Origin of the sequence: Actinoplanes sp. URMC 104, from assembly GCF_051386375.1 — a bacterium.
GTDB lineage: Bacteria > Actinomycetota > Actinomycetes > Mycobacteriales > Micromonosporaceae > Actinoplanes.
This window is the reverse complement of the sequence record NZ_JBPQTO010000007.1, coordinates 575,104-597,382: the sequence shown is the minus strand read 5'-3', so window position 1 is coordinate 597,382 and position 22,279 is coordinate 575,104. Positions and strand designations below refer to the sequence as shown.

General features: G+C 74.2%; 20 protein-coding genes. 17 read left to right on the top strand and 3 right to left on the bottom strand.

Going from position 1 to position 22,279, the window contains the following annotated elements:
- Positions 1 to 268: 268 nt before the first annotated feature.
- The 8 genes from ACSNN8_RS24250 (at position 269) to ACSNN8_RS24215 (ending at position 7,436) form a co-directional block, all read left to right on the top strand.
- Positions 269 to 712 carry a hypothetical protein gene (locus ACSNN8_RS24250; RefSeq protein ID WP_436651722.1) on the top strand — a complete coding sequence of 148 codons (444 nt, stop codon included), beginning with the start codon at positions 269 to 271 and terminating at the stop codon, positions 710 to 712.
- A 14-nt stretch (positions 713 to 726) separates the two neighbouring features.
- Entirely contained in the window at positions 727 to 2,502 is a 1,776-nt protein-coding gene (locus ACSNN8_RS24245; protein ID WP_436651721.1) for a hypothetical protein, read from the top strand.
- A 1-nt stretch (position 2,503) separates the two neighbouring features.
- Positions 2,504 to 2,731, top strand: a complete 228-nt coding sequence (locus tag ACSNN8_RS24240; protein WP_436651720.1) for a hypothetical protein — start codon at positions 2,504 to 2,506, stop codon at positions 2,729 to 2,731.
- A 2-nt stretch (positions 2,732 to 2,733) separates the two neighbouring features.
- The gene (locus ACSNN8_RS24235; protein WP_436651718.1) at positions 2,734 to 3,282 is read left to right on the top strand and encodes a hypothetical protein; all 549 of its coding nucleotides are present in this window, start codon (positions 2,734 to 2,736) and stop codon (positions 3,280 to 3,282) included.
- 14 nt (positions 3,283 to 3,296) lie between these two features.
- The gene (locus ACSNN8_RS24230) at positions 3,297 to 4,862 is read left to right on the top strand and encodes an AAA family ATPase (RefSeq protein WP_436651716.1); all 1,566 of its coding nucleotides are present in this window, start codon (positions 3,297 to 3,299) and stop codon (positions 4,860 to 4,862) included.
- Between the two features lie 415 nt (positions 4,863 to 5,277).
- On the top strand, positions 5,278 to 5,922 hold the full coding sequence (locus ACSNN8_RS24225; RefSeq protein ID WP_436651714.1) for a hypothetical protein: 645 nt from the start codon (positions 5,278 to 5,280) through the stop codon (positions 5,920 to 5,922).
- Between the two features lie 221 nt (positions 5,923 to 6,143).
- The gene (locus ACSNN8_RS24220; RefSeq protein WP_436651712.1) at positions 6,144 to 6,725 is read left to right on the top strand and encodes a hypothetical protein; all 582 of its coding nucleotides are present in this window, start codon (positions 6,144 to 6,146) and stop codon (positions 6,723 to 6,725) included.
- A 15-nt stretch (positions 6,726 to 6,740) separates the two neighbouring features.
- The gene (locus tag ACSNN8_RS24215) at positions 6,741 to 7,436 is read left to right on the top strand and encodes a hypothetical protein (RefSeq protein ID WP_436651710.1); all 696 of its coding nucleotides are present in this window, start codon (positions 6,741 to 6,743) and stop codon (positions 7,434 to 7,436) included.
- On the opposite strand, the gene ACSNN8_RS24210 is transcribed toward ACSNN8_RS24215, so the two are convergent.
- On the bottom strand, positions 7,425 to 7,907 hold the full coding sequence (locus tag ACSNN8_RS24210) for a DUF6197 family protein (RefSeq protein ID WP_436651708.1): 483 nt from the start codon (positions 7,905 to 7,907) through the stop codon (positions 7,425 to 7,427). The genes ACSNN8_RS24215 and ACSNN8_RS24210 overlap by 12 nt on opposite strands.
- Before the next feature lie 99 nt (positions 7,908 to 8,006).
- Here ACSNN8_RS24210 and ACSNN8_RS24205 point away from each other — a divergent pair, with 99 nt between their 5' ends.
- The 3 genes from ACSNN8_RS24205 to ACSNN8_RS24195 all read left to right on the top strand — a co-directional run bounded on the left by ACSNN8_RS24205 (position 8,007) and on the right by ACSNN8_RS24195 (position 12,753).
- Complete coding sequence (locus tag ACSNN8_RS24205; protein ID WP_436651706.1) at positions 8,007 to 8,405, top strand: SRPBCC family protein; 399 nt, start codon at positions 8,007 to 8,009, stop codon at positions 8,403 to 8,405.
- 29 nt (positions 8,406 to 8,434) lie between these two features.
- Positions 8,435 to 8,695, top strand: a complete 261-nt coding sequence (locus tag ACSNN8_RS24200; protein WP_436651704.1) for a Prokaryotic metallothionein — start codon at positions 8,435 to 8,437, stop codon at positions 8,693 to 8,695.
- A gap of 158 nt (positions 8,696 to 8,853) precedes the next feature.
- Positions 8,854 to 12,753 (top strand): UvrD-helicase domain-containing protein, encoded by a 3,900-nt coding sequence (locus ACSNN8_RS24195; protein WP_436651702.1) that lies wholly within the window; start codon positions 8,854 to 8,856, stop codon positions 12,751 to 12,753.
- 166 nt (positions 12,754 to 12,919) lie between these two features.
- Here the strand turns inward: ACSNN8_RS24195 and ACSNN8_RS24190 are convergent, their stop codons facing one another.
- Positions 12,920 to 15,124 (bottom strand): putative bifunctional diguanylate cyclase/phosphodiesterase, encoded by a 2,205-nt coding sequence (locus ACSNN8_RS24190; RefSeq protein ID WP_436651700.1) that lies wholly within the window; start codon positions 15,122 to 15,124, stop codon positions 12,920 to 12,922.
- A 91-nt stretch (positions 15,125 to 15,215) separates the two neighbouring features.
- Between ACSNN8_RS24190 and ACSNN8_RS24185 the strand changes: the two genes are divergently transcribed.
- The 6 genes from ACSNN8_RS24185 to ACSNN8_RS24160 all read left to right on the top strand — a co-directional run bounded on the left by ACSNN8_RS24185 (position 15,216) and on the right by ACSNN8_RS24160 (position 20,800).
- A complete protein-coding gene (locus tag ACSNN8_RS24185) occupies positions 15,216 to 16,817 on the top strand; it encodes a diguanylate cyclase domain-containing protein (protein WP_436651698.1) in 1,602 nt (533 codons plus the stop codon).
- Between the two features lie 43 nt (positions 16,818 to 16,860).
- Positions 16,861 to 17,940: an NAD(P)/FAD-dependent oxidoreductase gene (locus ACSNN8_RS24180; RefSeq protein ID WP_436651696.1), complete on the top strand. Its 1,080-nt coding sequence runs from the start codon at positions 16,861 to 16,863 to the stop codon at positions 17,938 to 17,940.
- Positions 17,937 to 18,227, top strand: coding sequence for a hypothetical protein (locus ACSNN8_RS24175; RefSeq protein WP_436651695.1), 291 nt, complete (start codon positions 17,937 to 17,939; stop codon positions 18,225 to 18,227). Before ACSNN8_RS24180 ends, ACSNN8_RS24175 begins: the two co-directional genes overlap by 4 nt.
- Before the next feature lie 126 nt (positions 18,228 to 18,353).
- Positions 18,354 to 19,010, top strand: a complete 657-nt coding sequence (locus ACSNN8_RS24170; RefSeq protein ID WP_436651693.1) for a hypothetical protein — start codon at positions 18,354 to 18,356, stop codon at positions 19,008 to 19,010.
- 69 nt (positions 19,011 to 19,079) lie between these two features.
- Positions 19,080 to 20,252: a GTPase HflX gene (hflX, locus tag ACSNN8_RS24165; protein ID WP_436651691.1), complete on the top strand. Its 1,173-nt coding sequence runs from the start codon at positions 19,080 to 19,082 to the stop codon at positions 20,250 to 20,252.
- A complete protein-coding gene (locus tag ACSNN8_RS24160; RefSeq protein WP_436651689.1) occupies positions 20,249 to 20,800 on the top strand; it encodes a hypothetical protein in 552 nt (183 codons plus the stop codon). The genes hflX and ACSNN8_RS24160 overlap by 4 nt, the downstream gene beginning before the upstream one ends.
- On the opposite strand, the gene ACSNN8_RS24155 is transcribed toward ACSNN8_RS24160, so the two are convergent.
- Positions 20,754 to 22,259 (bottom strand): FAD-dependent oxidoreductase, encoded by a 1,506-nt coding sequence (locus ACSNN8_RS24155; RefSeq protein ID WP_436651687.1) that lies wholly within the window; start codon positions 22,257 to 22,259, stop codon positions 20,754 to 20,756. The two genes, ACSNN8_RS24160 and ACSNN8_RS24155, sit on opposite strands and share 47 nt — an antisense overlap.
- Positions 22,260 to 22,279: the final 20 nt, after the last annotated feature.

Genomic DNA, 22,279 nt, shown 5'->3' with positions numbered 1-22,279 from the left:
ATCGACGTTTTCGCGGAATGGCGCTGATCAGCGCTGGTGCAGCGGCTCCGGCCTGCTGCTTCGAGGCTAGCCGGTATGGGTCGTCCCATCGGTCAGTTCGTATTGGCGATCATCCCGGGTCGTCCTCTGAACGGCATTTCCCCGGATGGACGGAACGGTCGAAGGCATTGACGACCCCTGGTGAGTACGTCATTTCTGTTGTTAGTGTCTCGCCACCGGCCCCGGTGCCGGAAATCCCCATGCAAGATCGTCAGACGACCGGAGAACAATGGAATTCGCGCGACGGCGGCGCGTCGAGATGCGCCCCGACCTCCGATCGACCGCCGGGCAGGACCGGCAACTGTTCCGGCCCGACCACCGGCAACGACGCAGTCCGAGGCACGCCGGCATCCTGGAGGCGGCGCACCGCTGCGACGCGGGGCTCGACGCCGCGACCCGGGCGCAGCTCGCCGGGTGGATCCGCGCCGAGTACGAGAGCGAGTTCGGCGACGTGCCGCTCGGCCTGTTCTCGCTGTGCCACCTCGGCCCGCCGTACGTCGACCACCGGCTCGACCTGTGGCAGTCCATCTTGGAGCACTACGCCCCGGCCGACGCCGTGCCGGAGCCGTTCAACCAGGCCCGGATGCTGGTCCGCTCCGGCGCCTACGAGTTCGTCGAGGTCTACGCGAGCGGAGAGCTGCGGCCCGTCCTCGCCGACGGCTCGGTCGTCTGAGAGGAGTCCGGGTCATGTCGGAGATCGATTACACGCTGCGCCGCAAGGTCGAAGAGGTGCAGGGGCTCGTCCTGCGGGTCGAGCAGGGCGTCGGCCAGGTCGGCATGCAGGTCGCCACGGTCGGCCAGCAGGCGCAGGAGACCAGCAACCGGCTCCAGCAGCTGACGCAGGAGTTCCAGAAGTTCGTGCTGGAGGCGCAGCGCACCGCGCACGTGCAGCGGGCGGAGACGCGCATCGGCGTCGTCGAGGGCCAGCTCGAGCACCGCTTCGGCCACTACAAGAAGGTCCGGCACGTGGCCACCGGCATGCTGCAGGGCTTCGACGTCGGCCTGATCAGCGACGACGTCGCCCGCCAGGTGAGCCAGCAGCTGATGATGGAGACGCCGCGGTACTGGCTGGCGCCCGTGCTGGTGGCGCTGCAGGCGTGGATCGCCGATCAGCCCGAGCTGTGCGAGCAGGCGGTCCAGGAGGCGTACCGCCGCTCGCCGGCCAAGACGTCGCTGTTCATGGCGCTCACGCTGCGCCGGCAGGGCCGCGGGGAGAGCTCGCTGCGCTGGCTGCGGCACTACCTGGCGGCGCTCGACCCCAGCGAGCTGGGCCGCGAGTTCGCGATGATCCTCGAGTCGGTGTCGCAGGGCGCGTTCGGCCCGGCCGGGGTGGCCCTGATCCAGGAGCGCCTCGACGCGTGGCGCACCCAGCTGCTGGCCGACGAGAGCCGCGAGCGCGCCCAGATCGACCGGTGGCGCGCCGAGCTCGAGCGGCACGTGGCGCCGTCGTCGTCCGCGAAGTACCCGAGGCTGGTCGCGGTGTCGCCGCAGTGGCCGCAGATGGACGCGGCGCTGGGCCGGGCGGGCGCGCACGAGAACCTGATCCGCGAGTACTCCGCGATGGCCGCCGAGGCGCCCACCCCGGCGGACCGCCTCGAGGACCAGGTGGACGACATCCTCGACCTGCTCGTCACCGGCTACGACGACGAGGAGCTGCCGCTGCGCCGCGAGCACGCCGAGCACCACGCCATCGTCCGCTCCGGCGGCGACCTGGTGGCCGCGCGCCAGGCGCTGGACACCGACCTGCTGGCGCTGGACAAGAAGCTCGACTACCTCACCATCCAGAGCGAGTCCGCGCTCAACCCCGGCAAGCTCGGCGTCTCGCGGGCCACGCAGCGGATGGCGGTGTCGTCGTGTCACGACTGGTTCACGCAGGCGCACGCCGGTTACAGCCGCGACTACCGCGCCGCCGTGCCGTCCAACGTCGAGGCGGTCTTCGAGGGCACGCACAACGCCGCGGGGGTGGTGTTCCAGCTGCCCCGCTGGGTCGGCTCGTTCACCCAGCCGATGGAGGCGCTGGAACGCTCGCTCGGCGACCACTGGGACCGCGCGGCGCAGCCGTTCATCGACGGCCTCGCGTACCGCTGGGGCAGAAACCTCGTCCTGCCGGTCGCCGTCGTCGTGGTGCTGTTCGTCTGCACCGCCGTCAGCAAGAACTGGGCGCTGATCCTGGTGCCGCTGCTCGTGGGCGGCGTCTGGGGCGCGATCATCTGGCAGCAGTCGCAGGCCGCGGCCAGACGCCAGGACGAGGTACGCAACCTGCTCGCCCGTGCCAAGCAGGACTCGCTGCACCAGCTGCGCGGCGCCGGCGCCGAGGTCGTCGACTGGTCCAACGCCTTCCGGCGTGCCGACGGCCGCGAGCCCGAGGTGCGCGCGCTGATCGCCGACCTCGGGCGGGCCGGCAACGCGTCCTCCCCCTACGAGCGGCGCGTCGCCGACGCCGGCGCGCGGAGCGGAGCCTGACATGACCCAGCCTGCCAACGGCCACCACCCGCAGATCCCCCAGCAGCACGTGCCCGCCGCCGAGCCGCTGTTCCCGGCGGCCGCGGCCGAGGACGTGCCGTGGGCCCGGCAGAGCAAGCCGCACGAGCGGGTCACCGGGCGCAGCCGCCGCCACGTGCGCGGCCTGCCCGGCTGGGATCCGCTGCCGCCCGGCGAGATGCTGGTCCAGCGCCACCACCGGGCGGACTGACCATGTGGCTGACCGGAGGGGCGTACCACGCCTGGACCTCGTTCCTCGACCAGTGGGCGGACGGAGCTCAGGCCGACCCGGCGACACTGCCGCCGCTGGAGCCCGCGGACTTCGCCGCGGACACGTGGGGACGCCTGATGAACCAGGTCACTGCGGCCCTCGACAAGCGGCTTCGTACCTGGTCCGACACGCTGCTGCGCGAGCTCAGCGGCGCGGGCGGCGACGAGTTCGCCGCGGCTCGCGCGCTCAACCACGCCCGCTGGGGGCTGCCGCCGATCCGCGCGCTGGCCGCGGCGCCTGGACTGACCGAGGGGATGCGCACCCAGCTCACCGCCACCGTCGACAGCCGGATCCGCTCCACGCAGGAAGACATCGACACGTCCGTGCAGCAGATGCGGCGCAACGGCTGGCCGTCCACCGCGGTCGAGGCGCGGCTGCGAACCGTACGCGACAACCCGCTCACCGCCGTGCTGGGCCAGGCCCACGCCACCGGCGACGGGTGGGACGCCGACCCGACCGTGACGCCGCGGCGCCGCGTGATCCCTCACTGATTGCGGAGCACGACATGTCGAACTACGCCGAGTCCGCCAGGGACCTCGACAGCTACATCTCCGCCCGGGTGCCGCTGATCGGCGTGCGCAGCATCGAGCAGACCCGGGCGCTGCGGCTGGTCAAGCAGACGGCCGTCAACCCGCGCCGGGCCAGCCTGCCGTTCTGGGTCTACACCCGGGCCACCGGCCTGCGCGACCTGCGCACCAACGCGCACGCCCAGGAGGACCGGTCGCTGACCGGCGCGATGGACTTCGCCGCGCAGCAGTTCACCAGCCGCGCCCAGGCGACCGTCGTCTTCGTCGACCCGGAGAACCTCAGCGACGACAACGCCGCCAGCCGCCACGTCGCCGAGCTGGCCCGCCTCGCGGACGCCAACTCGGGCAGCGTCGTCATCGTCACCGACACCCCGCTGTGGAGCGGCCTCGAACGGCTCGGCATGAGCGTCACGCTCGACCTGCCGGACGCGGGCGAGATGTACGAGGTGATCGTCGAGTTCCTGCGCGACCACCACGGCATCGTCCCGATCGCGTGGACCGAGCAGGACGCGCGGACCGCGGCCGAGTTCCTGGTCGGCGTGCCCGAGGGCACCGCGGTCAACGTCATGGCCACGCTGGTCGCCAAGGGCTCGGTGGAGAAGGACGACGTCGCGCGGCTGGCGGAGTTCAAGGACAAGCACTTCGGCTCGCTGTCGGGCCTCGAACGCGTGAAGCTCCAGCCGGCCGACTCCCTGGTGGGCGGGCTCAGCAGCCTGCGCGCGTGGCTCGGCCGCAAGCAGCGGATCATGACGTCCGACCTGCGCGGCACCGAGCTGCGGCCGCCGCGCGGGGTGCTGCTGGTCGGCGTGCCCGGCTGCGGCAAGTCGCTGTCGGCCAAGGCGATCGCGGCGGAGTGGCGGCTGCCGCTGTACCGGCTCGACCTCGGCGCGATCCTCGGGCAGTACGTCGGGCAGTCCGAGGGGCGGCTGCGCGAGGCGCTGGAGACCGCCGACCGGGTGGCGCCGTGCGTGCTGTGGATCGACGAGATCGAGAAGGGGCTCGCCGGGCAGCACGACAGCACCGGGGTGAGCCAGCGGCTGATCGGGCAGTTCCTGTTCTGGCTGCAGGAGTCGCGCCACCGCGTCTTCGTCGTGGCGACCAGCAACAACGTACGGTCGCTGCCGCCCGAGCTGCTGCGCAAGGGCCGCTTCGACGAGCTGTTCTTCGTCGACCTGCCCGACACGACCGACCGCCACGAGATCATCGAGATGTACTACCGGCGGTACGTCCGGCAGGAACCCCAGCCCGAGCTGGTGGACAAGCTCGTGGGGCTCTCCGAGGGCTTCGCGGGCTCGGACATCGAGTCGGCGCTGCACGAGGTCGGCGAGCAGATCTTCCTGAACGGCCCGCAGTCGCTGCGGCCCGAGTTCGTGGTGGACACGTTCGCGAACACCATGCCGCTGAGCCGCACCAACCCGGAGCAGATCGAGGAGATCCGGGCCTGGGGCCGCGACCGCGCCGTCCCCGCCGGCAAGCCGCCCGTGACCGCCGACGTGGGCGCCGGCGCTCCCCGCAGCCGCCGCGTCGTCGTCTTCGGAGACTGACATGCCCGAGCCCGAACAACCCGGCGGCCTGTGGGACACGTCTTCCCTCTTCTCCGGCGAGCCCTCGCCGCCGCCCACCTCCGCGCCCCCGCCCGCAGCCCCTCCTGCCGCGTCGTCGCCGTCCGGACCGCCGCCGACTGCGCAGCCTTTCGCCCCGCCGGCCGCCTCGGGGGCCCAGCCTTCCGTCGCGCCGGCGCCGCCCTCCGACGCCCCGCCTTCGTCCTACCCACCGCCGTTCTTCGACCCTCCACCTTCGGCCTATCCGCCGCCGTCCTTCGACCCTCCGCCCTCGGCCTATCCGCCCCCTCCTTCGGACGTCCCACCTCCGGCCTACCCGCCCCCTCCTTTGGACGCCCGACCTCCGGCCAACCCCTCGCCCTCCTCCGGGCCGGGTGGGGGACGTCGTCTGCTCGTGATGGGTGGCGCGGCGGCTGCGGTGCTGGCGGCCGTCGCCACGGTGACGGTGATCGTGATGGGCCAGGGCGACAAGCCGGAGGCGCAGGCCGAACCGTTCGGGGCGCCGCCCGCGACCGTCGCGACGACGCTTCCCGAGGACCCCGCGACCACGCCGCCGGAGACGACCGCGCCGGAGACGACCGCGCCGGAGACCACCCCGCCCGAGACGCCGCCGACCGAGGACGCCACCACCGAGGAGGGGGCGCTCGAGCAACTCGAGCAGCTCAGGGCGGACGGGCTGGCGACGGTCTCGTTCGACGACCAGTACGCGGCCCAGATCGCCTCGAAGTATCCGGGGATCGTCGACAAGTTCCAGACCACGCCGACCGGCTCGCACACGTTCGAGGCCACGGACATCCTCGCCGAGCACGTGGCCCTGCGCGACGAGCACGGCAGCGCCGACCACCCGGTGATCCTGGTGAAGAGCACCGACTACGGCAAGCGCCAGGTCGTGAACGGCAAGTTCCTGTGGGTCACGTTCGCGATCGGCGACTTCGCCGACCCGCAGGCGGTACGCGACTGGTGCGGCAACCAGTTCCCCGGGCTCTCCGACGGAGAACTGAAGAACCAGTGCGCCGTACGCCAATTGAAGCCCGGCCGATGACCGACGAACCCCCTCCCTGGGCCCGCCCCCGCGAGGACTCCGGCCACCTGTACGCCTCCCGCCGCGTCCGCCAGGAGACGCCCGAAACGGCGCCCCCACCGGCCACTTCAGGCGGGCCTCCACCCGGCCGCATGCCCCCTCCGCTCGGCAGCACGCCCGCCGGGGTGCCATCTCCTCCGCTCGGCAACAGGCCTCCTCCGCCCGGCCGCATGCCGCCCCCGATGCCCGCCGATGGTGCCGGGGCGGAGGCCGTCCGGAAGGACCCCCATGTCGGGCTTATCGCCGGCCCGGTCACCTTCACCCAGGTCGCGGAGGCGCAGCGGCCCGGCATCGGCGTGGTGGCCGTTGCCATGAGCGCGGTGATCGCCCTGGTGGCGCTGGTGGCGACCGCGCTCGCGGGGCGGGCCGGCACGGGTCTGCTCGTGGTGGGCTCTGCCGTGGTGGTGGTCTGCGTGGCGGCGGTCGCGCTCGCGGACCGGCTGGCGTTGCGGCGGGGGCTGGCGTCGGAGTGCCGGTTCGCGCTGCGGGCCGAGACCGGCGAGACGGTCGTCTGGACGCTGCACGGTGCCGGGCAGTCGAGTGTCCTGCGCATCGGCGACTTGGTCCGGGTGGTCCCCGACGGCGGTCGCGGGTCCGGCCCGGGGCGGAAGGCCCGGTCCGTCGACGTGCTGGCCGGGCCGGACGGACCGGTCCTGCGCAGGCTCGCCGGGCGGTCCCTGCTCGCGCCGGTGCAGTGGGCGGGTCTCGCTCTCGCCGTCGTGCTGCTCGCCCTGACCACCGCCGTCCTGTTCGGCGCGTTCTAGAGAGAAGAGAGGACCATGCGCAGGTTTCTGCTCCGGATAGGCACCCTGTGGGTCGGGACGATCACGCTCGTCGTGGGCCTGTCCGTGATGATCGGCGTCGGCAGCGGCAGCGGCGGCGCGTTCCTCGGCAGCATCGTGCTGTGGCTGTTCGCGCTCGCGGGCGGTGTCGCGCTGAGCGCGCCGGCCTTCCTGAACCCGCCCGACGACGACGGCGGCATCTGGTCCTTCCGGCTGCCGCTGCCGTTGTGGATGTTCCTGATGATGATGAAGCTGGCGTCCTGGATCGGGTTCCACATTTTGCTCGGCACCTGGATGCTGATCTTCAAGGTGTGGCACAACCACCGGAACAACGCCCTGCCCACGTTCGGCAACGCGCCCGGCGGCGGAGCCCAGCCCTTCGCCGCGCAGCCCGGCGGCGGCGCGTGGCAGTCCGGTGGTGGTCCGCAGTCGTTCGGCGCGCAGCCGGGCGGCGGCGCGTGGCCGTCCGGTGGGGGCCCGCAGTCGTTCGGTCAGCCGTACGGCAGCCGGCCCTTCGTCCCGCAGCCACAGGTTCCTCAGCCGCGGGCGGCCATGCCGCAGGCGTCGTGGCAGGCGGACCCGACGGGGCGCTACCCGCACCGCTGGTGGGACGGCACGCGCTGGACCGACCGCGTCGCGAACGGCACCTTCCAGGGCGTCGACCCGCTGTACGGCCCCGGGTCAGCGCGCTGACACGGGCGACACCCGCGCCGCGGTCAGCTCGACCAGGCGGACAACCTCGTCCTGGGTGCGGTACGGGCGGTCGTTCCAGGTGGTGAGGTCGCGCACCCGGGCGGCGCGGACCACGGGGGAGACCGGCGGGCCCACCGGGTCGGCTCCGGCGGCGGCGCCCGCCTCGAACAGCGTGCGCCACAGGGCGTCGATCGCGGGATAGGCGTACTCGGGACGGGGGCTCAGCTGCCACGCGCCCTGCAGGACGCCGCCCACCAGGCACGCGCCCACCACCTGGCTGCGGTCGAGCCTGGCGGGCAGGAACAGCTCAGAGAGGCGGCGACGGCCCGCGGGCGGCCTGGTGACGTACCAGGTGTGCTGGGTCCATCCGCGGCTGATCACGGTGCGCGTGGCGCTCAGGACGAGCAGCGCGCTCTCGTGACGGGGCGGGCGGATCTCGAGCGGGCGCTGTGGGACGACAGTGGTCGACACGTCCACCTCCTGACCGAGTGACGCGGCATTCCGATTGTCGCGCGCGGTCCGTACGGCCGGAAGAGGCGTGAAGCGTCGCGTGCGGGGAATTGTGGCGGCATGCCCGCACACATCAGCGACCGTTCCGAGTTCAACGCGCCCGCGGAGGTGGTCTTCGGGGTGCTGACCGACCCCGACCGGATCACCCGGTGGCTGCCGCGCGGCATGCGTACGGAATCGGTCAAGGACCAGCGCGTACGCGTGGAGGCCGGCTCGCGGCTGCACGAGTTCACGGTCGACACGGACGCGGAGGAGCTGCGCGTACGGTGGCGGTCGCTCGACGTCTCGGGCCTGCAGGCCGTTGCCCGCGTGCAGGACGCGCCCGCCGGCGGCAGCGTGCTCGAGGCCGAGGTGGAGGCGCCCGACGGGCTGGTGGACGAGTCGCGGCTGCGCGACCTGCTCGCCGAGACCATGACCCACCTGGGGCGCGACGTCTCCGACAACTTCAACGCGGGCTGACCAGCGGCGCGACGACGAGGGAGGCACCCATGGCGACATGCGAGGTGTGCGGGAACGACTACCGGCTGAGCTTCGAGGTGCACGCGGCGGGCAACGTCCACGTGTTCGACTCGTTCGAGTGCGCGATCCACAAGCTGGCCCCGGTCTGCGAGCACTGCGGGGTCAAGGTCGTCGGCCACGGCGTGGAGGCCGACGGCGTGTTCTACTGCTGCGCGCACTGCGCCCGGCACGGCAAGCAGGCCAGCGCCGCCGAGCTCGTGGACCACGCCGGTCGAGCGCCCGGGGAGTGAACGGGCCGGTGATCGCCCTGCGCGTCGCGTGACGCGTTCTTGTCGTACCCCTCTGCTTTGCTTGCGACACGGTCAGTTGCTGATCATGCGAATGGGTGATGGTTGCCGCTGCAACCTTCGCGCATCGTGGACTGGTCGCTCGTGAGGGAGGAGTGCCGGTGGAGCCGGGCGCGGAGGTTCTTGCAGCCGAGCAGAGGTACTTCGACCACGTGTCGGACCACCGCGAGCGCATGCGGCGCGCGCTGCTCGACGCCCCGGCCGCCGCGGCCAACGCGGGGGCCGCCGCGCGGCTGCGCAAGGACGCCGAGGCCCGCGTGCAGCGCATCGGCGAGCCCGACGACGCGGTCGCGGTCGGCCGCATGGACGACGAGGACGGCGAGACGCTGTACGTCGGCTACCACACGATCTTCGACGACGACTCCGAGGTGCTGGTCGTCAACTGGCAGGCCCCGGCCGCCGCGCGGTACTTCACGGCCACCCACGCCGACGCCGCCGGCCTGGTGATGAAACGCAGCTTCGACTGCACCGGCAACGTCATCGACGCGTTCAGCGACGTGGTGTTCCGTCAGCTCGCCGCCGCGGTGGCCGAGCTCGAGGAGCCCGGCGACGCGCTGCTCGACGACCTCAACCGCGACCGCACCGGCCAGATGCAGGACATCGTCCGCACCATCCAGGCCGCCCAGTTCGAGCTGATCCGCGCGCCGCTCGACGAGATGCTGATCATTCAGGGCGGTCCCGGCACGGGCAAGACGGCCGTGGCGCTGCACCGGGTGTCGTGGCTGCTCTACAACTACCGCGACGAGCTGTCCGCGCAGGACGTGCTGATCGTCGGTCCGACGCCGACGTTCACCCGATACACCCGCACGGTGCTGCCCAGCCTCGGCGACACCAGCGTCGTGCAGCGCGACATCGGGCAGTTCCACCCGCCGGTCAAGCGCGGGCGCGCCGAGAGCGCCGAGGTCGCCCGGCTCAAGGGCGACGGGCGGATGGCCGGGCTGCTGCGGCGGGCCCTCTACGACCGCGTCGGCGTGCCGGCCGACCAGCGGCCCCTCGAGGTGCAGCTCGACGGGCGGCCGGTGGTGTTCACCGCCGACGAGATCGGCCAGTTCGTGGCGCGCAGCCGGCAGACCCCCGGCACGTTCGCCCAGCAGCGGCAGATCTTCCGCAGCCTCATGGTCAACGCGGCCACCGAGCGGGCCCGCGAGCGCCGGCTCGGCGTGCGGGCGAGCCTCGACCAGCTCATCGAGCGGGTGTGGCCGTCGTTCACCGCGGCGGCGTTCCTGCGCGAGCTCTACGGCTCGCGCGACCGGCTGATCGCCGCCGCGGGCGCGTCGCTCACCGCCCGAGACATCGCGCTGCTGCACCGCCGGCCCGGCGAGCGGTTGTCCGAGGAGGTGTGGAGCGACGCCGACCTGCCCCTGCTCGACCACCTCGAGGCGCAGATCAACGGCATCGACGAGCGCTACGGGCACATCGTCGTCGACGAGGCGCAGGACCTCTCGCCCATGCAGCTGCGCTCGATCGCGCTGCGCTGCGGGTCCGGCTCGATGACCGTGGTCGGCGACATCGCCCAGTCCACCGGCCTGTGGGCCCGCGACGACTGGGACGACGTGCTCGAGCACCTGCCCGCCCAGCTGCCGCAGCGCATCGCCGAGCTGCGCTACGGCTACCGCGTTCCCCGCCAGGTGTTCGAGGTCGCCGAGCGGCTCCTGCCGATCGCGGCGCCCGGCATCGTCGCGCCGCAGGTGGTCCGCGACGGCCCCGCCGACCCGGTGTTCCGCCTGGTCGACGACGACAGCCGGGCCGGCGTCGCGGTCGAGGCCGCGATGGCGCACGCCTCCCACGGCCGCTCCGTGGCCATCATCTGCCCCGCCGCCCACCGCTCCGAGATCGAGACCGAGCTGGCGCTGCGCGACGTGGCGTGGCGGGCGGCCTCGCGCAACGAGCTGGGCCAGGGCGTCAACCTGGTCAGCCCGCAGGAGGCCAAGGGCCTCGAGTTCGACGCCGCCGTGGTGGTCGAGCCCAAGGCGATCCTCGCCGAGGACGACCGCGGCCACCGGCTGCTCTACGTGGCCCTGACCCGGACCACCCGCTACCTGCACGTGGTCGGCGTCCTGCCCGCGGTGGGCGAGCCCTCACCGATCGGCCGGTACGAGCTCACCCGCACCATCACCGTGCCCCCCGCAATCGGCACGGCCGCCGTGCCTGCGCCGCGCATGGCCGAGCCGACCTTCGTCGTTCCCGAGCCGGTGCTCGACGTGCCGGCGCTGGATGTGCCGGTGCTCGATGTGTCTGTGTTCGCGGTTGACCTGCCTCGGTCGGCGGTTGACTCGCCTGGGCGCGTGGTCGATGCGCCAGAGTCGGCGTTCGGCGTCCCCGGGCCGGTGTTCGATCGCTCTTCTGCAGCGGTCGCCGCGCCCGGACACGTTATTGACGCGCCTGAGCCGGCGTTCGACGCCTCGGGACTGGTGTTCGATGGGCCTCGGTCAGTGATCGACGTGCCTGAACGCGTAGTAGACGCGCCTGAGGCTGCGTCGGACATGCCCGGGCCGGTGCGGCGTTTGACGGAGCCCTCGTTCCTGTTGAGCGAGCTGTCGTTCTCCTGGGGCGAGCCGGTGGACGAGTCGGGCCCGCGGCTTGCCGGGCCGGAGCCGGTGTCTCGCACGAGCGAACCCGAGCCGGCGACCTCCCTGGCCGTCGAGCCCGGTCCGTTGTCCCCCTTCGGAGAGCGGGCGACCTCCCTGGCCGTTGAGCCGGAGCCCGTGCCCTCCTCGGGGCTGCGGGAGCCTTCGCTTTCCGCCGAGTCGGTGCCGACGTTCGCGCCGGGCGGTGAGGCGGCTTTCCGCACTGCTGAGCCGCATTCCGCTCGGTCGGCGTTCCCCGCGGTCGGCCCAGAGTCCGGGCCGCGCCCGGCTCAGTCGGCGTTCCGCGCGGACGAGCCCGAGTCGGCGCCTCGCGCCGCTGAGCCGGTGATCCGTTTGCCGGAACAGGCCGGGCGTGTGCTCGAACCGGAGGGGTCACTCCGCCGGGACGGGCAGGCCCATAGCGGCGAGCCGGACTCGGCAGTCCGCATCACCGAGACGGGGGACCGGTCGCGCGTCCCTGGGCAGAGGCCGGCACTTGGTGGGGTCGGCTGGGAACCGGTGTCTCGCACGACCGAGCCGGAGCCGGTGTCTCGCACGACCGAGCCGGAGCCGGTGTATCGGACGGCCGGGCCGGAGCCGGTGTCTCGGACGGCCGAGCCGGACTGGCGGATGCTCGAGTTCGAGCGGGGGCGTGGGGCGGCCGAGCCGGAGCCGCCGCTCCGCCCGGTCGATAGCGAGCCGTCGTCGTACGTGGCCGGGTCGGTGCCGGCACCGCGTGAGACGGAGCAGGAACCGTCGCGTGCGTCCGAGCCGCCGTCGCGCGTGGCGGGACCGGTCCCGATATCCCGCGGGACCGAGCCGAAACCGTTGTTGCGTGCGTCCGAAGCTGGGCCTGTGGTGGGTGCGACCGAACGGGAGCAGCCGGCGCCGGTCCCCCGGGCGGCGCCTGCGGTGCGCGGAGCAGACGGGGCGTCGCGGCCGCGCGTTCCCGGGGCGGAGCCTGTGGTCGGCGTGGCAGGCGGGGAGCCGCGGTCCGGTGTCTCCGGGGCGGAGCCTGCGGTGGGCGCGACAGACGGAGTGCCGCGGGCGCGCGTTCCTGAGGCGGAGCCTGTGGTTGGCGCGGCAGGAGGCGCCCTGCGGGCGCGCGTCTCTGGGGCGGACTGTGCGGTCGGCGCGGCAGAAGGGGACCTGTGGGCGCGCGTCTCTGGGGCGGACCGTGCGGTGGGCGCGGCAGAAGGGGACCTGCGGGCGCGTGTGTCCGAGTCGGACTCTGTGGTGGACGTGGCGCAGGCGGAGCCGCGGGAGCGGGATTCGGCCGGCCGTGGGGTGGCGCCGGGGCGGGGAAGGTCGCTGGCGGAGCAGATCGTGGAGCTGGTGGCCGCCGAGCTGGCGGGGCAGATCCGGGAGAACGTGCGGCCGGCGCAGTGGCGGGCCGTGCTCGGGAGGGTGGGTGAGCTGCTGGACGAGGAGTGATCGCGAACGGCTCGGCCGGATGGGCGGTGTATGCCTCGGGGGCGGTGCGCCGTGGAGCTTCCGGTCGGACGAACGAGAGCGCCCGCATGCCCCTGCTCGAGTGACGGGCGCCTGAGACCGAGCGGCCGCATGAGGGAGCGGGCTGATCCGGCGCCGTTCGACGCCGCTAGGAGGCGTCGGAGAGGGCCGGGGTGGTGAGCAGGTGCTCGATCGTCTCGGCGTCGGCCGGGCGGCCGAACAGGTAGCCCTGGCCGTAGTCGCAGCCCAGCCGGCGCAGCGTCGCCCACTGGTCGTCGGTCTCGATGCCCTCGGCCACGGTCTGCAGCTGCAGCGCCTGGCCCAGGCTCACCACCGCGTCGACCAGCGCCTTGTCCTCGGCGTCGGTGGCCACCTGGGTGATGAACGCCCGGTCGATCTTGAGGATGTCGACGGGGAGGCGCTTGAGGTAGTTCAGCGACGAGTACCCCGTGCCGAAGTCGTCGATGGCCAGGCGCACGCCCAGGCGGCGCAGCGCGTGCAGCGTCTCGGTCGCCGCGTCGATGTCCTGGAGCAGCATCGACTCGGTGAGCTCCAGCGTGATGCAGGCGGGGTCGACGCCGGAGGTGGCCAGCGCGTCGCGGACGTCGGCGACCAGGTGGGCGTCCTGGAACTGGCGGGCCGACAGGTTGATGTTCATCCGCAGGCCGGCCTGGTTCCAGCGGGCCAGCTGGCGGCAGGACTCCTGCAGCACCCAGCGGCCCAGCGGCACGATCAGGCCGCTCTCCTCCGCGGTGTCGATGAAGTGCTGCGGGGCGAGCAGCCCGCGCTCCGGGTGCTGCCAGCGGACCAGGGCCTCGACGCCGGTGACGCGCTGGGTGGGCAGGTCGACCACGGGCTGGTAGTGCACGACGAACTGCTCGCCGGCCAGCGCCGCCTCCATCTCGGTGCGCACCTGGGCCTCGTTGACCAGGCTCGCGTACATGCCGGGGTCGAACAGGGCGTACGCGTTGCGGCCCTGCCGCTTGGCCGCGTACATCGCCAGGTCGGCGTTGCGCAGCAGCTCCTCGCCCGCCGGGCCGCTGAGGTCGCGGCTGTCGGCCACGCCGATGCTGGCCGTGCACCGGATGTCGCGGCTGCCCAGCCGCATCGGCTGGCGCAGCTCGCGCAGCAGCCGGTCGGCCAGCGCGCCGGGGTCGCGGCCGTCCAGGTCCTCGATCAGCACGGCGAACTCGTCGCCGCCGAGCCGGGCGAGCGTGTCGCCGGGGCGCACGTTGTCGCGCAGCCGCGCGGCGAGCGTGGTGAGCAGCTCGTCGCCGGCGCTGTGCCCGAGGTTGTCGTTGACGTCCTTGAAGTCGTCCAGGTCGATCAGCAGCACGGTCACGCCGGCGTCGCGGCGGGCGGTGGCGTGGTGCAGGCGATCGCGGAACAGCGCCCGGTTGGACAGGCCGGTGAGCGCGTCGGTGAACGCCTGCCGGCTGAGCTGCTCCTCGAGCGCCTTGCGGCTGCCGACGTCGCGCGCGCTGAGCACGACGCTTCCCAGGTCGGGGTCGGCGAGGCAGTTGGTGCCGATCGCGTCCAGCACGGCCCACGAGCCGTCGGCCCGGCGGAGCCTGGTCTCCACCTCGGCGGTCGTGCCCGGCGCCGACCCGCGCAGCGTCGCCGTCCAGGTGCGCATCCGCGGCAGGTCGTCGGGGTGGACCAGCTCGGTCAGCAGCGTGCCGGTGACCGATGCGGGGTCGTAGCCGAGCACCGACCGGACAGACGGTGAGACGTACCGGACGTCCCCGTCGCGCCCGAGGGCGACGACCACCTCGGGCGAGTTCTGCAGCAGCGCCTCGGTGCGCCGCTCCGCCACCCGGCGCCGGTCGTCGAGCCGCCGCCGGTTGTGCGCGATGATCGAGGTGATCAGCACGACGCAGCCCATGACCGACACCATCCCGGCGATCAGGGCCGTGCCGGTGCCGGGGTGCCCGGGCAGCAGCGCGAAGAAGCCGGCGATCGCCACGACGCCCAGCGCGGCCACGACGACGGTGCGGTACAGCGCGGTGGCGAGGATGACGATCAGCATGGCGCACGGCAGGTAGAAGACGACCCCGTTCGGATCCTTGTACGCCACGGCCGCCAGCGCCGGGATCTCGAGCACCCACCAGAGGATCAGAGCCGTGCGGACGCCGGCGTCGCGGACCCAGCGCCGCCACGGCATCAGGGCCAGCGAGCCCTGGGCCAGCGCCGCCCCGATCAGCGGCGCCGCCCACCAGCGCTCCGCGGGCGCCCAGTTGGCGAGCACCTGGACCGCGCCCAGCAGGGTGACCAGCAGGGCGATGAGCGCGCCGACGCGGACCTGGCGTGCCCAGTAATCGGCCCCGTGTTCGTCGAGGCGGTTGACCGGCATGACCGCCTCCATCGGCAGCCCGCCCGGCATCCTGAGCGCCCTTCGGCCCGGAAGTCTTCAGCGGGCGGCCCGGCCGGCCGATACCGGGAGTATGGATCCTGCGGACCGCGAGGCCGTCCTGACCGCGACCCTCGCGCGGCACCCCGGCGCTTTCATCGGCGCCATCGGCACGTCCGGGATGTTCGTGCCGCTGCCCGACGAGCTGGCCGGCGCCGGGCTGCGGCCGATCGAGGGCCCGGCGTCGGCGCTCGACCTGGTCGTCGGCGCCGACCACAAGGCCGTCATCGACGCCTGGCACCGGCTGCTGGCCGACGGGGCGGCGGACTGCGTGGTGCACCCGATCGCCGACCCGGAGCGGCAGGCGCGGCTGCACCTGATAGACCTCACCCACCGGCTCGGCGTGCACGTCGGCGTGATCAGCGGCATGGAGGACCACGCGGCCGTCTCGCTGACGCACGGCGACGTACGCCCGCGGATGGTCACGGTGCACAAGGACCGCAACGCGGTGATCACCGCGGCGGGCGCGGAGATCACGGCGCTGCTCGGCTGGCCGGCCGGCGAGGTGGTCGGGCGGCGCGCCCTGGACCTGGTGCACCCCGACGACCACGAGCGCGCGATCGCGAGCTGGATGGACCTGCTCAACACGGCGCCCGGGTCGGCCCGCCGCGTGCGGCTGCGGCACCTGCACCGCGACGGGCACGCGGTGTGGTTCGAGATCACCAACCACAACCGGCTCGGCGACCCCGTGCGGCCCGGCGTGGTCGGCGAGATGCTGGACATCTCCGACGAGATGGCCGCGCAGGAGGCGGTGCGCGCCGGCGAGCAGCTGCTGCGCCGGCTCACCGAGACGCTGCCGATGGGCATCCTGCAGATCGACGCCGAGCGCCGTATCACCTACCTCAACGACCGCGCCGCCCGCACGGTGGGCGCCCGGGCCGGCGACGCGCTGGGCGAGAGGCTGTTGCGCACCGTCCTGCCCGCCGACCGCCCGGCCGTCGACGACGCGCTCGCGCGGGCGCTGAGTTCGGGTGTCGACGCCGACCTCGAGTACGGGTATCACGAGCCGCACGGCGTGCGCCGGATCCGCGCGAACCTGCGGGCGCTGACCGGCGAGGACGGCGCCGTGACCGGCGCGATCGTCTGCCTGGCCGACGTCACCGAGGACGTCCGCCTGCGCGAGGAGCTGCGGCACCGCGCCACCTTCGACGCCCTGACCGGCTGCCTCAACCGGGCCGCCACGCTCACCGCGCTGCAGGAGGCGGTGGCCGCGCCGGACGCGCACGCGGGAACCGCCGTGGTCTTCGTCGACCTCAACGGCTTCAAGCAGACCAACGACCGGTACGGGCACGCGGCCGGCGACCTGCTGCTGACCCACGTGGCGGCCCGGCTGCGGCTCGCGGTCCCGGCCGGCGGCGTGGTCGGGCGGATGGGCGGCGACGAGTTCGTGGTGATCTGCCGGGAGGTGACCGGGCCCGAGCACGCCCGCCGGGTGGCCGCGGGGCTGCTCACGGCGCTCGAGGGCGGCGGCGCCGACTTCGACGGACAGCTGCTGACGCCGCAGGCCAGCGTGGGCGTCGCGTGGGCCCCGCGCGGCACCGCCGAGGCCGACGAGCTGATCGCCCGCGCCGATGCCGCGATGTACGAGGCGAAGAAGAACCGGACCGGACCGCTCGCGCTGGTGCTCGCGGCCTGACGGAGGCGCGCATGGCCGCGGTCGCCCGGGGTACGCGGGTGCCGTGGTCGATGTCGCCGTCGTGGGAGCCGGGATCCTGGGGGCCGCCCTGGCCGAGGCGCTGACGCGCCGGGGCGCCGCCGTCACCGTGATCGACGCCGCCGAGCCCGGCTCCGGCACCAGCGGGTCGAGCCTGGCCTGGCTCAACGCCAACCACAAGCTGCCGCGCCACTACCACGACCTCAACGTGCGGGGGATCGCCTCGTGGCGCGAGCTCGCCGCGGGCGAGCCGTGGCACGTGCCGACCGGCAGCCTCACCTGGGCCGGCCCGGGCGAGCTGGACGACCGGCTGCGCCGCCTGCGGGACTGGGGCTACCCGGTCGAGGAGCTGACCGCCGGGCGGGCCGCCGTGCTGGAGCCGGCGCTGCGGGTCCCGGACGACGCCCAGGTCGCGTTCTTTCCCGGCGAGGCCTTCGTGTACGGGGACCAGGCCGTGCAGGCCCTGCTGACCCGCGCGCGGGAGCGCGGCGCCCGGCTGGTCGTCACGGGCGGGGACGTGTCGTTCGAGGCCCGGGGCTCGCGCGTGGCCGCCGTCCGGCTGCCCGGCGGTGAGCGGCTGCACGCCGACGTCTACGTGTCCTGCGCCGGCTGGCGGATCCCGCGCCTGCTGGAACCGCTCGGCGCCTCGGTGCCGCTGGTGCCCGCCGAGGAGCCCGGCTCGCCCGCGCCGTGCCTGGTGACCCGGGCCTTCGGCGCCGTGCCGGTGGGGCGGGTGGTCAACGCGCCGGGGCTGAGCCTGCGCCCCGTGCGTGGCGGGGTGCAGCTGGAGGCGGGCGACACCGATGACGGCGAGGTGGTGCTCGCCCGCGCCCGTGAGCTGATCGCCGGATTCGAGCCGCGCGAGGCGCAGCACCGGGTCTGCGTGCGGCCGCTGCCGGTGGACGGGCACCCGCTGGTCGGCTGGCTGCCGGGGCTGGAGAACGCGTACGTGAGCGTGACGCACAGCGGCATGACGCTCGGCCCGCTGCTGGGCGAGCTCGCCGCCCGCGAGATCGTCGCCGGGCAGCCGGGCGACGACCTCGGCCCCTACCGGCCCGGCCGGCCGTTACACGACCCCGAGAGGTGGGTAACCGCTCCTCCATGAGCGAATCGACTGAAGGCGTCTGGCGCGACGAGAGCAAGCTGCCGCTGTCCGAGCTGACCCGGGCGATGGCGAGCAACTCGCAGGACGGACAGGTCGACGACCTGACGGGCGAGGACGCCGGCTCCGAGACCGAGTACGGCCACGGCGCGCGGGCGCAGGACCGCGACACCGAGCAGCAGGCGGCCGGCGAGGAGCAGGGCGACCCTGACCCCACCTCGGAGGAGGGACGACGGCTGCGCCCGTCCCCGGACGGCACTTCGCCTTTCGGGCGGACCGGCCCGAACTGACCGGTCGCCGCCGTCAGGCGCGCGGATTGGCACACATCTGCATCGGTGACGCCGATTGAAGGCCGGAGTCGCGGGAACGCGGCTCCGGCTTCTGTGTGCCGAGAGCGCCGCCGAGAGGTGACGACCATGAATCCGTTGCAGAGCGGCGAGCTGCCGCCCTTCGACTCCGGCGAGTACCCCGTCGTGCCGCGCCCCGGGACGCGGCAGGGCACGATGCTCGCCCCGACGTGGGTGGAGGCGGCCGCGCTGCGCCGGGGGCTGTCCGCGGACGGCGAGAGCCGGCTGACCGTACGGCCCGTCGGCCCCGGCTACCGTCGTGCCCGGCGCGCCGCGCTGAGCCCCGACGTGCTGGAGAGCCCCGTGCTGGCCGTGGCGGGCTTCGGCCAGCCGCTCGCGCCCAGCCTGCGTCCCGGCGACGTCGTGGTGGCCGGCGAGGTGCGCGCCGACGCGCTGACCGAGGGACGCGTGCCGGGAACGCTGCGGCTGCGCAGCGCCACCGCCGTCGCCGAGGCCCTGCGCCGGCGCGGCCTGACCGTGCACGTCTGCGCGGTGGTCAGCACCGACCGGCTCTCCGACCCGAGCGCGCGTGACCGCCTCACCATGACCAGCGCCGTGGTCGCCGACCTCGACAGCGCGTGGCTGCTCGCCCGGCGCCGCGGCGACCGCCCGGCGGCGTGCGTGCGCGTCGTGGCCCCGCCGGGGATCACCCGCCGCCGCGCCGCGCTGCGCGTGCTGACCACCGTGGCCGCCGGGCTGGAGGAGTGGGCCGCAAGCATCGCGTAGCGGTGCGGGGCATGAGCGGCCGCCTCGCGGGTACGCGGCCCGGATCACCGAGACGAGAAGAGGGTGCCGATGGCCGGCGTGTGGTTGCTGGGAGCGGGCGTCCAGGACGGGACCGGGCGACCGGGGGCGGTGCTGATCGCCGTCCGCGCGGACGACGCCGCCGACGCGGCGCCGGGCACGCGCACCTCGCTGGACGAGCTGCGCCGGCTCGCCGACACCGACGGCCTGACCGTCGTGGACGAGGTCGTGCAGGTGCGCAACCGGCCCGACCCGGCGACGTTCCTCGGCTCCGGGCGCGCCCGGGAGCTCGCGGCGGTGGTGCGGCGCCACGGCGCCCACGTGGTCGTCGCGGACGGCGAGCTGACCCCCGGCCAGGCGCGCAACCTGCAGGACGTCGCGGGGGTGCCGGTCGTCGACCGTACGGCGCTGATCCTCGACATCTTCGGCGAGCACGCCCGCTCCAGCGAGGGCCGCCTGCAGGTGGAGCTGGCCCGGATCGTCTACGAGCTGCCCCGGCTGCGCGGCGAGGGCCGGGCGTTGTCGCGGGTCGGCGGCGGGCGGATGGCCGGCGGCGCCGGCATGGGCGTGCGCGGCCCGGGCGAGATGCGCCTCGAGGTGCAGCGCCGCACGCTGCGCCGCCGCGCGACCCGGCTGCGCGCCGAGACGGCCGAGCTGGCGCGCCGGCGCGAGCGGTTGCGCCGGCGCCGCGCCCGCAACCAGCTGCCCTCGGTCGCGATCACCGGCTACACCAACGCCGGCAAGTCGGCGCTGCTCAACCGGCTGACCGGCGCCGGCATGCCGACCGGGGACGTCCTGTTCGCCACCCTCGACCCGACGGTGCGGCGGGTCACCGCGGAAGGGTCGGCGTTCACGCTGACCGACACGGTCGGCTTCGTGCGCAACCTCCCGCACCAGCTGGTCGACGCGTTCCGCTCGACGCTGGAGGAGGTCACCCGCAGCGACCTGGTGCTGCACGTGGTGGACGCGTCGGCGGCCGACGCCATCGGCCAGATCACCACCGTGCACGGCGTGCTGCACGAGATCGGCGCCGGGCAGCTGCCCGAGCAGCTGGTGCTCAACAAGATCGACATTGCGCCGCCGGAGTGGGTCACCGCGCTGCGCCGGGCCTATCCGGACGCGCTGGCCGTCTCCGCGCTGACCGGCGAGGGCGTCCCCGAGCTGCGGGACGCGCTGGCCGCGCTGGCCCAGAAGGCCGCGGCGACCCCGGCGGTGCTGCGATGACGATGAGGCGGGCGCTGTGGCAGGGCGCCGTCGCAGGCCTGGCCGGCGCGGCGGTGATGACGGCGGGGGAGAAGCTCGAGCAGCGGCTCACCCGGCGCCCGGACTCGTACGTGCCGGGGCTGGTGCTCACCAGGCTGGTGGGCCTGCCGGAGGGCCGCGGGCGCCCGCCGCGGTGGCGCAACCTGACGATGCACTTCGGGCAGGCGGCGCTGGTCGGCGTGGTGCGCGGCGTGATGGCGCAGGCCGGGCTGCGCGGCCCGGTGGCCTCCGGCATGTTCACCGTCGTCCGGCTGACCACCGACCAGATCCTGGAGAACGCCACCGGGGTGGGCGCGCCGCCGCAGACCTGGCCGCGCGACGAGCTGGTCGTCGACGTGCTGCACAAGGCGGTGTACGGCTTCGCCACCGGCGCGGTCGCCGACGCCCTCGCCGCGCGCGACGGCCCGGGCCCCGGGCAGCGGCACGCCGCGCGCCGCCCCGGCCGGCACTCCGACGCCGGGCCTACACGTCCTCGGGCTGCAGGGGGTGCACGGCCGGGCCGTGGATGACCGCGCCGTCGGTGGCGAACCTCGAGCCGTGGCAGGGGCAGTCCCAGCTGGTCTCGGCGTCGTTGAAGGTCACGATGCAGCCGAGGTGGGTGCAGCGCGCCGACACGGCGTGCACGCCGCCGGCCTCGTCGCGGTAGACGGCGCACTGCCGCCCGCCCACCCGCACGACCGCGCCCGTACCGGGCTCGAGGTCGTCCACCGACGCGACGGGCGAGGGCCGCAGCCGGTCGCCGACGAAGTGACCCGCGACCTTCGCCTGGAACTTCAGCCCCGCCACGCCCTCGCGCAGCGGGTTGAGCCGGCGCGGGTCGTACAGACCCGCCCAGGGCGGTGGCGCCCCGGTGATCGTCGCGGCGAGCAGCTGCCCCGCCAGCACGCCGTTGCTCATCCCCCACCCGCCGAAGCCGGTGGCCACGAACACCCGGTCGGTGCCCGGATGGAACGGCCCGATGAAGGGCACGCCGTCGGTGGTGGTGTTGTCCTGGGTCGCCCAGCGGTAGGCGACGTCCGTGCCGGGGAAGCGCTCGCGCATCCAGCCGTCCAGCCGCTCGAAGCGCTCGCCGACCCGCGCCGTCCCGGGCGTGAAGTGCTCGCCGGTGACGATCAGCAGGCGCTGCCCGTCGCCGTACGGGGCGGTGCGCACCGACCGGGTGTTCTGCTCGGGCGTGATGAGCACGCCCCGCGGGTCGAGCTCGGCCGGGATCGGGCCGGCGACCACGAGCTCGCGGCGCGGCTCCAGCCGGGCGAACAGCAGCGCCCGGTCGAACACCGGGTAGTGGGTGGCGACGACCACGTGCGGGGCGGTGACGGTTTGCCCGCCCTCGGTGGCCACCGTGCACGGGTGGCCGTCGTGCAGGTCGACGGCACGGGTCCGTTCGAAGATCCGGCCGCCGCGCCGGGTCAGGTCGCCGGCGAGCGCGAGCAGGTACTTGCGCGGGTGGAACTGGGCCTGGTTCTCCACCCGGACGGCGCCGGTCACGGCGAACGGCAGCCCGGTCTCGGTGACGTACGAGGCGGCCAGCCCCGCCTCCGCGGCGGCCTCGGCCTCGGCCCGCAGCTGCTCCGCGCCCCCGGCCGACTCGGCCCACGTGTACGCGGGCACCCGTTCCAGGTCGCAGTCGATGCCGAGCCGCCCGGCCGTCGCCTCGACCCGCTCCACCGCCTGCTGCTGCGAGGTGGCGTACTGCCGGGCCGCCTCGCGGCCGGACGAGCGCCGCAGCTCGTCGTAGATGGTCGTGTGCAGCACGGACAGCTTCGCCGTGGTGTGCCCGGTGACGCCCGCCGCGATCCGGTCCGCCTCCACCAGCACCACCCGGCGGCCCGCCTCGGTCAGCTCCCACGCCGTGCACAGCCCGGCGATGCCCCCGCCGACCACCACCACGTCGGCCTCCGCGTCGCCGCTCAGGGCCGGGTACGCGGTGGCCGGCGTCGACCCCATCCAGTACGACTCCTGCACCATCGCCTGCGCGTACCCGCCCG